At 30.6% G+C, this 16,085-nt stretch carries 11 protein-coding genes and 1 other annotated feature; of the genes, 10 read left to right on the top strand and 1 reads right to left on the bottom strand.

Features of this window, described 5'->3' with window-relative positions; all coding sequences use genetic code 11:
- The first annotated feature begins 10 nt into the window (after positions 1-10).
- The 9 genes from Q6H37_RS15565 to Q6H37_RS15525 all read left to right on the top strand — a co-directional run bounded on the left by Q6H37_RS15565 (position 11) and on the right by Q6H37_RS15525 (position 12,285).
- Positions 11-553 carry a D-lyxose/D-mannose family sugar isomerase gene (locus Q6H37_RS15565; RefSeq protein ID WP_318733759.1) on the top strand — a complete coding sequence of 181 codons (543 nt, stop codon included), beginning with the start codon at positions 11-13 and terminating at the stop codon, positions 551-553.
- Positions 554-671: 118 nt separating this feature from the next.
- Positions 672-2,171 (top strand): xylulokinase, encoded by a 1,500-nt coding sequence (gene xylB / locus Q6H37_RS15560; protein WP_318733757.1) that lies wholly within the window; start codon positions 672-674, stop codon positions 2,169-2,171.
- A 378-nt stretch (positions 2,172-2,549) separates the two neighbouring features.
- The gene (thrC, locus tag Q6H37_RS15555; protein ID WP_318733755.1) at positions 2,550-4,031 is read left to right on the top strand and encodes a threonine synthase; all 1,482 of its coding nucleotides are present in this window, start codon (positions 2,550-2,552) and stop codon (positions 4,029-4,031) included.
- Between the two features lie 9 nt (positions 4,032-4,040).
- On the top strand, positions 4,041-4,949 hold the full coding sequence (gene thrB, locus Q6H37_RS15550; protein WP_318733753.1) for a homoserine kinase: 909 nt from the start codon (positions 4,041-4,043) through the stop codon (positions 4,947-4,949).
- Positions 4,950-5,017: 68 nt separating this feature from the next.
- The gene (locus Q6H37_RS15545) at positions 5,018-6,337 is read left to right on the top strand and encodes an aspartate kinase (RefSeq protein ID WP_318733751.1); all 1,320 of its coding nucleotides are present in this window, start codon (positions 5,018-5,020) and stop codon (positions 6,335-6,337) included.
- A 27-nt stretch (positions 6,338-6,364) separates the two neighbouring features.
- Complete coding sequence (locus Q6H37_RS15540; RefSeq protein ID WP_318733749.1) at positions 6,365-7,648, top strand: homoserine dehydrogenase; 1,284 nt, start codon at positions 6,365-6,367, stop codon at positions 7,646-7,648.
- Between the two features lie 68 nt (positions 7,649-7,716).
- Positions 7,717-8,006 (top strand) — a binding site (T-box leader).
- A gap of 305 nt (positions 8,007-8,311) precedes the next feature.
- The gene (gene ilvA / locus Q6H37_RS15535) at positions 8,312-9,544 is read left to right on the top strand and encodes a threonine ammonia-lyase (RefSeq protein WP_318733747.1); all 1,233 of its coding nucleotides are present in this window, start codon (positions 8,312-8,314) and stop codon (positions 9,542-9,544) included.
- 154 nt (positions 9,545-9,698) lie between these two features.
- On the top strand, positions 9,699-10,457 hold the full coding sequence (locus tag Q6H37_RS15530; protein ID WP_318733745.1) for an exodeoxyribonuclease III: 759 nt from the start codon (positions 9,699-9,701) through the stop codon (positions 10,455-10,457).
- 532 nt (positions 10,458-10,989) lie between these two features.
- Positions 10,990-12,285: an IS110 family transposase gene (locus tag Q6H37_RS15525; protein WP_318733743.1), complete on the top strand. Its 1,296-nt coding sequence runs from the start codon at positions 10,990-10,992 to the stop codon at positions 12,283-12,285.
- Positions 12,286-13,174: 889 nt separating this feature from the next.
- Here Q6H37_RS15525 and Q6H37_RS15520 read toward each other — a convergent pair.
- A complete protein-coding gene (locus Q6H37_RS15520) occupies positions 13,175-14,971 on the bottom strand; it encodes a multicopper oxidase (RefSeq protein WP_318733741.1) in 1,797 nt (598 codons plus the stop codon).
- Positions 14,972-15,259: 288 nt separating this feature from the next.
- On the opposite strand from Q6H37_RS15520, the gene aat reads away from it, so the two are divergent.
- Positions 15,260-15,919, top strand: a complete 660-nt coding sequence (aat, locus tag Q6H37_RS15515; RefSeq protein ID WP_318733739.1) for a leucyl/phenylalanyl-tRNA--protein transferase — start codon at positions 15,260-15,262, stop codon at positions 15,917-15,919.
- Positions 15,920-16,085: the final 166 nt, after the last annotated feature.

Below are 16,085 nucleotides of genomic sequence, written 5' to 3'. Positions count from 1 at the left end.
GGAGGATATTATGAAAATACAAGATTATAAAAATTTACAAAAGATTGTTATTGATTATTATGAAAGAGCACATATAGTTTTAACAGATAAGGAAAAAGAAAATATAGAGGTTTCTGATTTTGGGCTTAATGATATTTATAGGACTGGATTACAGTTAGTCATTTATGTTAATACGGAAAGAGTATGCTCAAAGGAAATGGTATTATTACCACATCAAACATGCCCTGAACATAGACATCCTTCTGTAAATACTAAACTTGGCAAAGAAGAAACTTTCAGATGTAGATATGGAAAAGTATATTTATATGTTGAAGGTGAATCAACAGAAAATAGAAAAGCTGCACCACCAGCTGGTGATGAAAAATACTATACTGTGTTTCATGAAATAGAATTAAATCCTGGTGAGCAGTATACAATAAAACCTGATACTCTTCATTGGTTTGTAGGTGGAGAAGAAGGTGCAGTAGTTTCTGAGTTTTCTACAAAAAGTACTGATGAAACTGATATATTTACAGATACAAGGATTAATCGTATTACTAAAATAGAAAGCTAGTATAAATGATTATTATTTAAGTATATTTGGAGATGAGGCTTTTAGAGTATTTTAATGACATTTAAATCAATAAATTATTTAAATGGAGTTTTTAGTAAGGAATAAAGAGGTGATTTTCATGAATTTCCTAGGGATTGATTTAGGAACATCTTCAGTAAAGATAGTAATCATGAATGAAAATGGACAAGTGGTTGCTTCTAATAGTAAGGAATATGATGTACATTATCCTAAGGTTGGCTTTGCAGAACAAGATCCTGAAGATTGGTGGAATGCTGTTAAAGAAGGATTAAAGGATATAATATGTAAAGCAGATTCTCAGTATAAGTCTATAGATGGTATTGGATTGAGTGGACAAATGCATGGCTTGGTGCTTTTAGATGAGAATTATAATGTTTTAAGACCTGCTATATTATGGTGTGATCAGAGAACTCAAGAAGAATGTGATTATTTAAATAATGAAGTTGGAAGAGATAAGATTTCTCTTTATACAAGTAATAAGGCATTAACGGGCTTTACAGCTCCAAAGCTATTGTGGGTTAAGAAACATGAACCTCATATATTTAGTAAAATAGCGCATATTTTACTTCCCAAGGATTATATAAATTTTAAATTAACAGGAAAAATTGTTACAGATGTTTCAGATGCGTCAGGTACATTGATGTTTGATGTAAAAAATAGAGCATGGTCACAGGAAATGTTAAAACTGCTTCAAATAAAAGAGGAATTTCTTCCTAAGGTTTATGAATCTTCAGAGATAATTGGAGAAATATTAAAAGAAGTTGCAGATTATACAGACATTTCAACTAAAGCTGTAGTAGCAGCAGGTGCTGGAGATCAAGCAGCTGGAGCTGTAGGAACAGGCACTGTAAAGGCAGGTACGATTTCTGTAGTTATGGGTACTTCTGGAGTAGTTTTTGCAAGCAGTGATGATTACAGTGTAGATGAGGAAAACAGATTACATTCCTTCTGCCATGCCAATGGAAAATGGCATCAAATGGGAGTAATGCTTTCAGCTGCTTCATGCCTCAAATGGTGGGTAGAAAATGTAAATAAAGATTTAAAGGAAAGTCCTTTTGAAAAGCTGCTTTATGAAGCAGGTGAATCAAAGATAGGTGCAGGTGGATTGATATTTTTGCCATATCTTATGGGAGAGAGAACTCCTCACAGTGATCCAGATGCTAAGGGAACTATAATTGGGCTTAATATTACTCATAAACGTGGTGATATTACTAGAGCAATATTAGAGGGAGTATGCTTTGGACTTAGGGATTCACTGGAAATTTTAAAAAGCATAAAAGTACCTATAAATGAAGTTAGATTAAGCGGCGGTGGTGCTAAAAGTCCGTTATGGAGACAAATTCTTGCAGATATATTTAATGTAAAGGTTCAGATTATAAATTCTGAGGAAGGACCAGCTTATGGTGCAGCAATATTAGCAGCTACAGCATGTGGACTTTATAAGACTGTAGATGAAGCTTGTTATAAATTAATCAAGGTTACTGAAACCACTGAGCCAATAAAAGAAAATGTAGAAAAATATGAAAAAGTCTATGATATATATAAAGATTTATATTCTGTTTTAAAAGACTCCTTTAAAAGGTTGAATGGAGTTTTGTAAGTAAAATTGGATAATCATAATACAATTTTAAATAATAAATTCTAATTTGGGTATGAATTCAGTATTTCCTGAAATTGTTTTTCAGGAAATACTGAGTTCATACCTTTCTAATTTGTATGTTTAAATATTTTGTTTCACATCATGAATTTTTTACTGCATTTGCATTTTATAAAATTATTAAAAAATCTAAAGAGAGAATTGTGTGAAAATACTGATAAAACCTTGATTTGTAAAGGTTTTAAATAAAACAAATGCATACGAAGTGTACGCCTAAAAAAAACACTTGATTTTTTTACACAAACATTATATTATATATAACATAGCTAAATATACATAAATAAAATATATAAAAAAGTTAACTTAAAAGGGGGCTAATAAATGTTATACAAAAGCACCAGGGGAAAAGGAAAAGTTGTAAAAGCATCAGAAGCAATAATAAAAGGAATAGCCGAAGACGGTGGATTATATGTACCAGACAAGTTTCCTAAGATAACCAAATCTTTTGAAGAATTAGGGAATATGAGTTATCAGGAACTTGCATTATATATTATGAAAAAATATTTTGATGATTTTAGTGATGATGAACTTAAAAATTGTATAGATAGAGCTTATGATGAAAAATTTGAAAATTCTCAAATAGCACCATTAGTGTACAAGTCAGGAGCATACTTTTTAGAACTTTATCATGGAAGTACACTAGCATTTAAAGATATGGCATTGAGTGTATTACCACATCTTTTAAAAACAGCAGCCAAGAAGTTAGGTGTAGAAAAAGAAGTAGTTATACTTACAGCCACATCAGGGGATACTGGGAAGGCAGCTTTGGAAGGATTTCATGATGTAGATGGAACAAAAATTATAGTCTTTTATCCAGAACATGGTGTAAGCGAAATTCAGAGAAGACAAATGATTACTCAAGAAGGTGAAAACACCTTTGTGGTAGGTATAGAAGGAAACTTTGACGATGCTCAAAGTGGAGTTAAGGATATATTTGCAGATAAAGAATTTAATGAAAATTTAAATGAAAAAGGATATATGTTTTCTTCTGCAAATTCTATAAATATAGGAAGACTTGTACCTCAAATAGTTTATTATGTTTATTCCTATGTAAGCTTATTAAAAAATAAAAAGATTAAAGCTGGGGAAAGCATAAATGTAGTTGTTCCTACGGGAAACTTTGGAAATATACTAGCAGCTTTTTATGCTAAGCAAATGGGTGTTAATATAGGAAAGTTCATTTGTGCATCTAACGAAAATAAAGTTCTTACAGACTTTATAAACACAGGAATTTATGATAGAAAAAGAGATTTTTCTGTAACTAATTCTCCTTCAATGGATATTTTGATATCCAGTAACTTAGAAAGATTTTTATATGAAATAAGCGATAGAAATGAAGAACTTATAAATATATTTATGAAACAGCTTAAAGAAGAAGGTAAGTATGAAATAACAAAGATTATGAAGGAAAATTTGAAAGGGCTATATGGAGATTTTGCTACAGAACAAGAAACCCTTGAAACAGTTAAAAAGGTTTATGAAACATCTAACTATGTTATAGATACTCATACTGCAGTAGCTTACGAGGTTTATGAAAAATATAAGCAAAATACAGGAGATGAAAGTGTTACAGTAATAGCTTCAACAGCAAGTCCATTTAAGTTTCCAAAGAGCATAAATGAAGTATTAAATTTTGCAGATAAAAACGCTTCTGAGTTTGAAATGATACAAAGTTTATCAAAGAAAATGAAACTTGAAATACCAAAAGGTATACTGGGACTAAATAAAAAAGAAATTCGTCATAGTGTAAATTGTGAAAAGTACGAAATGAGGGAAGTTATTAAAAAATTTTTAAGGATATAGGTGATATTTATGGTAGAAGTTAGAGTACCTGCGACAAGTGCAAATATGGGACCTGGATTTGATTGCCTTGGAATAGCAGTTAATATGTATAATAAGTTTATTGTAGAAGAAATTGAAGAAGGGCTCATTTTTGAAGGCTGTGATGACAAATTTAAAAATGAAGATAATTTAATATATAGGGCTATGAAAAAATGTTTTGAAAAAATAGGTTATAAGCCTACAGGATTGAAGATAAAGATAGAAAGCGAAATACCTGTATCAAGAGGCCTTGGAAGTAGTGCTGCTTGTGTAATCGGAGGAGTTGTTTGTGCTAATGAATTAGCAGGAAGAGTTTTAAACAATCAACAGCTTTTAGATTTGGCAGTGGAAGTTGAAGGACATCCTGATAATATAAACCCTGCATTTTGTGGAGGTATGACTGTTTCTATATCCGAAGGTGAGGAAGTTGTTTATAATAAGGTAAATATAAAAGAAGGCATTAAGTTTTGTGCACTTATACCCAACTTTACATTATCTACAGAAAAGGCAAGAGCAGTATTACCTAAAAATGTAGATTATAAGCAAGGAATTTATAATATAGGAAGAACTGCACTATTAATAAGTGCTTTAAATAATGGAGATTTTCATTTGCTTAAATTTGCTTGCAAAGACAAGTTACATGAAGATTATAGAGCACAGCTTATAGAAAATTTTTATCCTGTAAAGGAACAATGTGAAAAACTTAATTGTTTGGGTGTATTTTTAAGTGGGGCAGGCCCAACAATTATGGTTATGCTTAAGGAAGAGGATAATGATTTTACAAAAAATATTCAGAAGTTTTTAAATACTTTGAAAAGTAAGTGGACAGTAAAGGAACTTAAAATAGAAAATCAAGGAGTTATTGTAAACAGAGAAGCAGAATTAACTAAATGCAGTTAAGTTTATAGTTATAACCAATCTTAATTCTTGACTATTAAATTTTAACTAAAATAAATGGGGGGCTAATAATGAGTAATATAGTTGTAGCTAAATTTGGAGGAAGTTCACTTGCAGATAGTGATCAATTTAGAAAGGTAAAAAATATAGTTTTAGATGATGATAAGAGAAGATATATTGTACCTTCAGCACCAGGAAAGAGATTTAAAAAAGATTATAAAATAACGGATCTATTATATTTGTGTCATGCACATGCACAAAATAGTATATCCTTTGAAGATGTTTTTAAGCTTATAGAAGATAGATATGTTACTTTGGCAAAGGAATTAGAAGTTGATATAGATATAAAAAAATATTTGGATGAAGTAAAAGATAAAATAGAACAAGGAGCTTCAGCAGATTATACAGCAAGTAGAGGGGAATATTTAAATGGACTTATTTTAGCAGCTTATCTTGGATATGAATTTGTAGATGCAGCAGAAGTTATATGTTTTAAGAAGCATAAAACTTTGGACCTTAAAGCTACAGAAAAAGCATTTAAAGAAAGAATGGCAAATGTGAAAAAAGCAGTTATACCAGGATTTTATGGTGCTATGCCTGATGGAAGTATAAAAACTTTTACAAGGGGAGGATCTGATATAACAGGAGCTATAATTGCAAGATGTTCACAAGCTGAGCTTTACGAAAACTGGACAGATGTTTCAGGATTTTTAATGGCAGATCCTAATATAGTTGAAGATGCTAAACCAATAGAAGTTATAACTTATAAAGAACTTAGGGAGCTTTCTTATATGGGAGCAAAGGTACTTCATGAAGAAAGTATATTCCCAATTAGAGATGTATGCATCCCTATAAATATAAGAAATACAAATAAACCAGAAGATAAAGGAACTTTAATTGTAGATGATAACAAACCTATAAGCTATAGTGGAACTATTACAGGTATAGCAGGTAAAAAGGGATTTACAGTTATAGCTGTACAAAAGATGCTTATGAATTCAGAGCAAGGTTTTTGTAGAAAGCTTCTCTCCATATTAGAGAGTAATGGAGTATCCTTTGAGAATATGCCATCTGGTATAGATTCAGTTTCATTGGTAATAGAGGAAGAGCAGCTTGAGGATAAATTGGATAATATATTGGAAGAAATAAAAAGACAATGCAATCCAGATTCTATAGATGTTCATCCCAACATGGCACTTATAGCTACTGTAGGCAAAGGTATGGATAGAACAAAAGGAATATCATCAAAGGTCTTTAGTGGTCTTGCTAAAGGTGATGTAAACATTAGAATGATAAATCAAGGATCTAGTGAAATAAACATTACTGTAGGTGTGGAAAATGATGATTTTGAAAAAGGTCTTAGATCTATATATAGAGCTTTTGTAAATTAGTTTGTGGAAATGAGAGGAGTAATAATTATGGAAAAGGTTAGAATTGCGTTATTAGGTTTGGGAAATGTAGGAAAAGGTGTTTGGAATATATTAAAAAATAATAGAGAAACTATAATGAAAAGAGCAGGCTATGATATAGAAATTGCAAAAATACTTGTAAGGGATACAGGAAAAAATAGAGGGGTAGAAGTACCGGATGAAATTCTAACCACTAATGTAGATGAGATATTTAATGATGATAGTATAAAAATAGTAGTAGAGGTTATAGGTGGATTAGAACCTGCCAAGGAATATATATTAAATGCCATAAGAAAGAAAAAGCATGTAGTAACTGCAAATAAATTGCTTATTGCAACTAATGGAGAACAAATTTTTGAAGAAGCACACAAAATGGGCGTTATTGTAAACTTCGAAGCTAGCGTAGCAGGTGGAATTCCTGTAATAAACAGCATAAATGAAAGCTTAACAGCCAACAAAATAGAAGAGGTTGTTGGAATAATAAATGGAACTACAAATTATATATTAACTAAAATGACTTTAGAGGGTATGGATTTTGAAAGTGCACTTAAAGAGGCACAGCAAAAAGGTTATGCAGAAGCAGATCCAACTTCTGATGTAGAAGGTTATGATGCAGTTTATAAATTAGCTATTTTGACTACTTTAGCCTTTGAAACAAAGGTAAATGTAGATGATATATATGTAGAAGGTATAACTAAGGTGAGACCTAAGGATATAGAATATGCTAAAGAATTGGGATATGTTATAAAGCTTTTAGCTATAGTTAAAGATGTAAATGGAAAGCTGGAAGTTAGAGTACATCCAACAATGATTCCTGCAATTCATACTTTAGCTAATGTTAATGATTCCTTTAATGCAATTCTGATTAAAGGAAATGCAGTAGGAGATTTAATGCTTTGTGGAAGAGGAGCTGGAGAACTTCCAACAGGAAGTGCTGTAGTTGGAGATATCATATCTGTTTTAAGAAATGACAGAGAAGGATTAAATACTGCGGATATACAATATACTAATAGAGAAATAGCCGCTTCAGGAGAAATTAAATCTCAGTACTATTTGAGGATTACAGTAAAAGACATGCCAGGGGTTCTAGGAAAGATAGCTACTATACTTGGAAAAAATGAAGTGAGTATTTTATCATTTATACAAAAACCTAAAAAAGAAGATTTTGTATCATTAGTTCTTGTTACTCATGAAACTTTAGAAGAAAATATTAATAAATCTCTAGAGGAAATAAAGAGCTTGGAAATAGTTGATAAAATTAAGAATGTAATTAGAATTGAAGAATTAGATTAAAAATATATTGACAACTTATCAAAATTAAAATATAATTACTAACAAGTTAATAATTTATAAATTTAATATGTAAGGCAGAGATGGAGAAAAAGATATTTGATGTGTTAACTAAAGAGAGCTAACGGTAGGTGAAAGTTAGTGTTAATGTGAATATATAATGATCACTCCGGAGCTTCTTAATTGAAAGACTTTTGTCAAGTAAGTAAAGACGTTTACCAGCGATATATGGTTAGGGTTCACTATAAATAATAAATTTATATAGTTAAGTTGTTTAGAGTTGACCTGATAATAAGTGGCAGTTAGTATACCTAATTGCAAGTAAGGTGGTACCACGGAAGTTCAATCTTTCGTCCTTATAAGTATAAGAAAATTATGCTTTTAAGGATGAAAGATTTTTTTATTGTAATTAATTTGTTAAAGTTATTTTCTTAAATACTGTTTAAATCACTTTTATATCATGATAAAGCAACACAGATTAACTTTTCCACTATAGTAAGATATAGTTATAACGTTGTGAATTATAGGGATATATAACTTAATAGTTTTTTAGGAAAATTACATATAAAACTAAAAAATAAAATAAGGAGGAGTATTTTTAGAAAATTGGGGCAAAACACAAAACTAGTAGCAAGAGATAAGAGTAAATAGAAGGGGGCAATAAAAATGAAAGAAAATTTAGTAGTATATAAGGAATATTTAACATTTAGTGATGTAAAAGAGGCTAGAGAAAGAATAAAAGATATATGTGTAAATACAAAATTGATATATAGTTCAGAGTTTAGTAGTGAGAGTGGTAACGAAGTATATATAAAACCAGAAAATCTTCAAATTACTGGAGCATTTAAGTTAAGAGGAGCATTAAATAAGATATGCAAATTGACTGAAGAACAGAAAAAGCAAGGATTAATAGCATCTTCAGCAGGTAACCATGCACAGGGAGTTGCTTATGCTGCAAATAAGCTTGGAATTAAAGCAACCATTGTTATGCCTGAAACTACACCATTAATAAAAGTACAAGCTACAAAAAACTATGGGGCTAATATAGTTTTAAAGGGAAAAGTTTATGATGAAGCTTATGAGGAAGCTAAAAGACTAGAAAAAGAGCATGGATATACTTTTGTTCATCCATTTAATGATGTGGATGTAATGGCTGGCCAAGGAACTATAGCACTTGAAGTTATGGAAGAGTTAAAAGATGTAGATGCTATATTGGTACCAATTGGTGGTGGGGGACTAATAAGTGGTATATCAGTAGCAGCTAAAGCTATTAATCCTAATATAAAAGTAATAGGAGTTCAAGGAGAACATGCAAATCCTATGCAGATATCTTTTAATACTGGTAAACTAACTTGTGCGGATACCATAGATACTATTGCAGATGGAGCAGCAGTTAAACAGCCAGGAGATATTACATTCGAAGTAATTAAAAAGCATGTAGATGAAATTGTTACAGTAAGTGACCAGGAACTTATGGAGGCTGTATTTATTCTTTTGGAAAAACATAAACTTGTAGCAGAAGCAACAGGAGTTATGTCACTCGCAGCTTTAAAAAGATTGGATTTTAAAGGGAAAAAAGTAGTTTCTTTAATAAGTGGTGGAAACATAGATGTGGTAACTATAGCAGCACTTTTAAATCATGGATTATTTTCAAGAGGAAGAATATTCTGCTTCTCAGTTAAACTTCAAGATACTCCAGGACAATTACTTAAGATATCTAAAATATTATCAGATAAGGGAGCTAATGTAATAAAATTAGATCATAATCAGTTTAAGGCTATTGATAGACTAAAGCATGTGGCTTTAGAAGTTACAGTAGAAACAAATGGACATGATCATATAGAAGAAATAGTAAAAGCCTTAAATGAAGAAGGTTATAATGTAGATAAGGTATATTAATATTGAAATAATTAGTGAAATCTGTGTTATAATTTACTTGTGAATTTTATCATAATATAAGCATAATACTTTGTATTATGCTTATATTGTTAGCTAGAAAGTTTGTATGATAAATTTCATGATTTATTAAAAGATAACATTGGAGGTATGTATTTTGAAATTAATATCATGGAATGTAAATGGTCTTAGAGCATGTGTCACTAAGGGATTTTTGGATTATTTTAAAGAGGCACAAGCAGATATATTTTGTATTCAAGAAAGTAAATTACAGGAAGGTCAAATAGAATTGGAGTTAGAGGGATACCATCAGTATTGGAATTATGCTGAAAGGAAAGGGTATTCAGGTACAGCTATATTTACAAAAAGGAAGCCTTTAAATTTTACTTATGGGATTGGTATAGAAGAACATGATAAAGAAGGAAGAGTTATTACTTTAGAATTTGATGATTTTTATATGGTAACAGTATACACACCTAATTCTAAGGATCAGCTAGCTAGACTTGAATATAGAATGAAATGGGAAGATGATTTTAGACATTATTTAAAGTCTTTGGAAAAAGACAAACCTGTAATTATGTGTGGAGACTTAAATGTTGCACATAAGGAAATAGACCTTAAAAACCCTAAAACAAATAGGAAGAATGCTGGGTTTACAGATGAAGAAAGAGAAAAGTTTACTGAACTTTTAAAAGAAGGATTTATTGATACTTATAGATATTTCAATCCAGATAAAGAAGGAGTATATTCTTGGTGGTCTTATAGATTTAATGCCAGAAAAAATAATGCTGGTTGGCGTATAGACTATTTTTGTGTTTCAGATTGTTTAAAGGAAAGGTTAGTTAGTGTAGATATTCACACAGAAGTTATGGGATCAGATCATTGTCCTGTAGAACTTGTTATTTCAGATGTGTAATAACATAAAAATTATGTGACACAAGCGAATGTAAGCGAAGTAACTTTCAACTGTATTCCGACTGATATATGCTGTGAAGGAAAACTCACTTCATTAAGAAGTTCTAATGCTTGAGATATTGAAAAATGTCTACCTCCTTGTATAATGTAGCCATAACATTCAATAGAAAACTATCTATACCATTTGTGAATATTACAACTTAGTTTTTTCTTATTATTCGTAATTCTTTTACCCGACAGGGTGTATGTTTCTACTCTAACTTAGTTTTCTATTTTCCCTTAAGGGGAAACCAAATTAGTAAATATTGATGTATAATATCTCCTGAATAGAAGATATATGGACACCTCCTGGGAAATGACTCTATCGAGTCATTATTACCCGTGACTGAGCATGTCATTCCATCAGTGAGAATTCTGTGTTTAGCTGGTTAGGTTTCCCTTTGGGAATTACCTGTGTCACAAACAAGGTTACAAAATTACTGATAGAAATGGAATATCTATTCTATCTCTTACAAACAAAGGAGATAATGTATATGAGTAAATTTTTTTATAGACCAACAGTTGGAATTGATGTATCCGCAGATTTTTCAGTAGCTGCTATACTAGCACCTAACGGTGAAATTTATAGAAAACCTTTTAAGATTATGCATAATAGAAATGGTTTTGATTACCTAGTAGATCAAATAAAAAAAGTGGAAGAAGAGTTTAGCATGAAAACAGCCATTTTCATGGAATCTACTGGTGTATACCATCTTACTCTTTTCCACTTTCTTAAAGATACATTTGAAGTATGTATCCTTAATCCACTCATTACTAATTGTAACAAAAATGTGGATATAAGAAAAGTAAAAAATGATAAAAAAGATGCATTAACCATTGCTAATATAGGTAAATTTCAAGATGTCAAATATTCTTCTAGTTTTGATATTGAAATCTACACTTTAAAATCTCTTTGTAGAGATTACTATAAATTTACTGATAGTAAATCTACATTTACAAAAAAACTTTCTACGGATTTAAGAGTCATTTTTCCTGGTTACAGGTCTGTTTTTTCAAATATTACAGGAAAAACATCAATAGCCATTTTAAAAAAGTATTCTAGTGCTGAAGCAGTTTTAAATGCTGATAGAGATGAAGTTATTAATCTCATTTCAAGCAATTCTAGAAAAGGGTTAGTACATAGTGAAAAGATATATAAAAAGTTATATGCTGCTGCTGAGGAAGCTGTTTACATTGGTCTTAAATCACCAAGTCTATTTGTAAAAGTAATTAATACTATTGCAATAATAGAATCATTGGAAATCCAAATTGGAAACCTATTAACTGAAATTCATATATTAATGTGTAGCAATAGAATTTCTGATGAATTTAAGAAAAATGTACAATTACTTTACTCAATACCTGGTGTTGGAGATTTTACATCCATTGCAATAATGAGCGAAATTGGTAATATTAAAGGTTTTGTTAAACCTAAGCATTTAGTTGCATATTTTGGCTTAGATCCTTCAGTTAAACAATCTGGTAAGTTTAATAGTAACAAAAATGTTATGTCTAAACGAGGTACCCGAATAGGACGAAGAGCCTTATATGTTGTCGCGTTATCATCCGTACGTAAAAGTAGAAACGGTGAACCAATAAATAAAGTTTTACTTAATTTTTATACTGAAAATATGAAAGGTAAAAGTAAAAAAGTAGGCTTAGTGGCAATAATGCATAAGCTAATTAACTACATATTCTCTGTTCTTAAAAATCAAAAAGAGTATGAATTACGTGACCCTAAAATACATACAAAAATGTATCTTAATAAGCTATCTAAACCAGCAGCCTAACGGCTAAAATAATTAGGAAGTAATTTCCATTATTCGTGTTTTTTAATGGATTTTTTGTGATACCTATTTTTATTAATAAAATTTTTTATAAAAACTTATTGACTTTTACTAGCTGGTCTCAAATGCGACTTCCTGTCGCTTTCGGAGCTTTTGCCGTCCTGGCAAAAATTACGCCATTTTTCAATATCTCAAGCAAAGAACTTCTAAAATTCGTTCGAATCTTCCTTCACAGCATATATCAGTCTGCATACAGTTAAAAGTTACTTCTTAGTACATTGCGTGTACACATAATACATTATTGTATGATTCTCAATAAAAAGCGCAGCTTTCATAATACCTATTATCTAATTTATGTATATTTTAGCTGTTTTAATAATACTCTATAACGTAGCTTGTAAAAATAATAAATTTCTTTTAAGATATCTCTATAAATGTAGAAAGTAACTTGCTTTTAAATGAAATATATTAGCTTAGCAGCAGGCTACGCCTTAATTTTTAAGCATTATAAATATAATTTTGACTTACTAAAACTACTTATAACAATGTAATTATATGCGTACACTTGAAGTTACTAGTTTGGATTTTAACTTTTATGTAGTAATATATGGTGAGTGTATCAGCACATTAGCTAAATTGTTTTAATATTATTCTTAGCTCAAAGTTTTGGAAAGCCTTAGAACTTTAGTCCTGTTTGAGGGAACCGAGTTTGACAAAGTTCTTAGGCTTTCAAAAATTTCGAGCTTTAGAATAATTAAAACATTTAGCTGTGATGACACCCTTATCATATATCACGGAATGAAAGTTAAAATCCAAACTTCCACTGCACTCTTACGTCACATAATTTTTATATTGTAAAAGTTAAATAACTTTTAATGAATAGTGCTATAATTTATAAAATTATTTTGTAAGGTCTCATCATTTCATTATCTTCATGATCAAGTATATGACAATGCCATACATAACCTGGACCTATTTCAGGGTTAAATGAGTAAAAGTTTTTTCCTGGAGAAGTTAATTTAGGATCTATGTCCTGTGGAGCAAAACGAACTTTTATTCTTGTAACTTCTCCTGGATTTGCTCTAACAGTATCTTTCCAACCTTCTTCATTAGAATCAGGATTGATAGGATTCCCTATAAGATATGGTTTTACAGATAAACGTTTTGTAGGATGATTTAATGGAGGATTTCCATTAAGAGCAATCCAGTCATTTGTGTATTCTTTAACTTTAAAGGCTTGACGATTGTAAACTTGAAATTGTATCAGATGTAGATGCATAGGGTGAGCATCTTGGGTAAGGTTAACAAATTCCCATTCTTCTGTTGAACCTATTCTTGGCAATTCGGAAACAAGTGCGGACCATTTTTGCCCATTTAATAAAACTTCTTTGGGACCATTTGGTCCTTGAACTTCAAATAATACTAAAATTCTTCTTTTAGAATCTACTTTTAATTTGGTAATTTTATTCAAAGTTTTAGGTAATTTATTAGGAGTTTCAGAATGAGAGTTCGTTATAGTAAATTGCATAATTTGTCCAGTAGTATTAGGATCTGGTGGATCTCCCATTGGATAAGGTGCATTTGCGTAATTTTTAAGAATTATTTTACTTTTAGAATGTTCATTAGAAAAATCTATAAGAATATCAGCCCTTTCACCAGGAGCTAAAGTTAGCGAGTTAAGTTTTACAGCATGAGCTAAATATCCTCCATCACTAGCAATTTGCATAAATGGCATGTTATTAGAAAGCTTTAATTTGTAAAATCTTGCATTAGACCCATTTAATAATCTAAATCGATATTGACGTTTTTCTACATTTAAATTTGGCCATACTCGTCCATTTACCATGATGGTGTTTCCAAAAAATTCTGGCATCCAATAAGGATGTATATTTGGATTTATACCTTTTGTAGGAAAGTTAAAGGATCCATCTTTATTAAAAGATCTATCTTGAATTACAATTGGTATATCATATTTTTTACTTGGCAGTATAGATTCGCTATAATCTAATTTATTTTTACGATCTTTTATAATATAAAAGCCGGCAAGACCCATTAATACGTTAAGTCTGGTTATGCCCATAGCATGATCATGATACCATAGTGTGGCTGAAGGCTGTTTGTTTGGATAGTTATAAACCGAAGTTATAAATGCAGAGCCTACTTTTTTTTCATCAGCAGTAAACCAGGCATCAGGATGTCCGTCAAAAATAGAACTGTTTTCACCTCCGTGGATGTGAGTAACTATTGGTACAGGCATTTGTGCTTTTGGTAATCCTGGTGGAAATGGTGGAACTGATTGAGGTAATACCATTCCTAATCCATTAGGATCTGCCCAACATAAAGTTGGATCTACTGGTAGTGGGTGTGGTGTTTTAATAGCATTAATCCACTGAACATTAATTGGAACATTGCGTTCAGCTTGAAAAGTAGGACCAGGTGAACTGAAAAAGTTATTGATAGTTGAACCAGATAAAGGATCTATGACAGTTCCGCTGTATCCCCACACAGTAGTTTGTGGAAATTTTTTAGGTAGAAGTTGTTGCCTAAATTCTCTTATAGAAATCACATAATTATGACTTAATACTTTTCCAGTATTAGGATCTACAACTATAGTTGGTTTATAAACAGGTGGTATTAATAATTGGTTTTTAAATTTAGGAATTGCATTTGCAGGAAGTAAAGTATTCATAAAAAGCTCCTTTCTTATTCATTGCAAGGAATCTCCTTGCTGTATTCTACATTAACAACATTTGTCAAAAAATAATATGATTAACTTCACATTATATCTTTAAAATATAATATGAAGCTTTTTATAACATGTTATTGTTTTTTAGAAAAAATGTATAATGCTAGCATTGATATAATTATGAAATTAGCTAATGAAATATTAATAACCTTTATATAAAGAATTTTTTTATTTCATATTAAAATGTTATAATAAAATGATAAGTTACATATTTGAAAGGAGCTTTTATTTATGCCTGTTTTTAAATTATCAGAGGACTTAATATTTCCAGACCCATCTCTTGCAGAAGAAGATGGGCTTTTGGCTGCTTATGGCGATTTGTCTCCTGAAAGATTGATACTTGCCTATAGTAATGGAATATTCCCATGGTTTTCAGAAGATGAACCTATACTTTGGTGGTCACCAGATCCTAGATTTGTTCTTTATCCTAAGGACATTAAAATTTCCCATTCAATGAAAAAGATATTAAAGAAAAATACATATAGAATTTCATTTGATACTTGTTTTAGAGATGTAATATCCAATTGTGCAGGAGTTAGGAAAGAAAGTGGAACATGGATTACAAATGATATGATAGAAGCTTATTGTAAGCTTCATAATATGGGGTATGCGCATTCTGTAGAAGCTTGGTATGAGGATAAGCTAGTTGGAGGTTTGTATGGAATAATTATAGGAAAGTGTTTTTTTGGAGAATCAATGTTTTCTATTATGGATAATGCTTCAAAGGCAGCTATGATTGTTCTTTGTCAAAGACTGCAGCAGGAAAGTTTTATATTAATAGATTGTCAGGTATACACCAAACATCTTGAAAGCTTAGGTGCAGTGAATATTGAAAGAAATAAGTTTTTAGAAATTGTGAGAAAAGAAGCAAAAAAGTTTTTTCAAGCTTAGAGAAAAAATAGGAATAGTACAGTTTTAAATTTGTTGCAAGCAAATAGCAGTTTTGGGACAAATTTTGATATATTGGAATGTTTGTGATATAGTAATGTATGTAAAATAGATATATTTATTTTACATACATTACTATATTAAAAATTAAGTAAAGTGGAGGCGTTAT

This window comes from Clostridium sp. JS66 (assembly GCF_033561535.1).
GTDB classification, from domain to species: Bacteria; Bacillota; Clostridia; order Clostridiales; family Clostridiaceae; genus Clostridium_AM; species Clostridium_AM carboxidivorans.
This window is presented reverse-complemented; position numbering and strand designations above follow the sequence as displayed.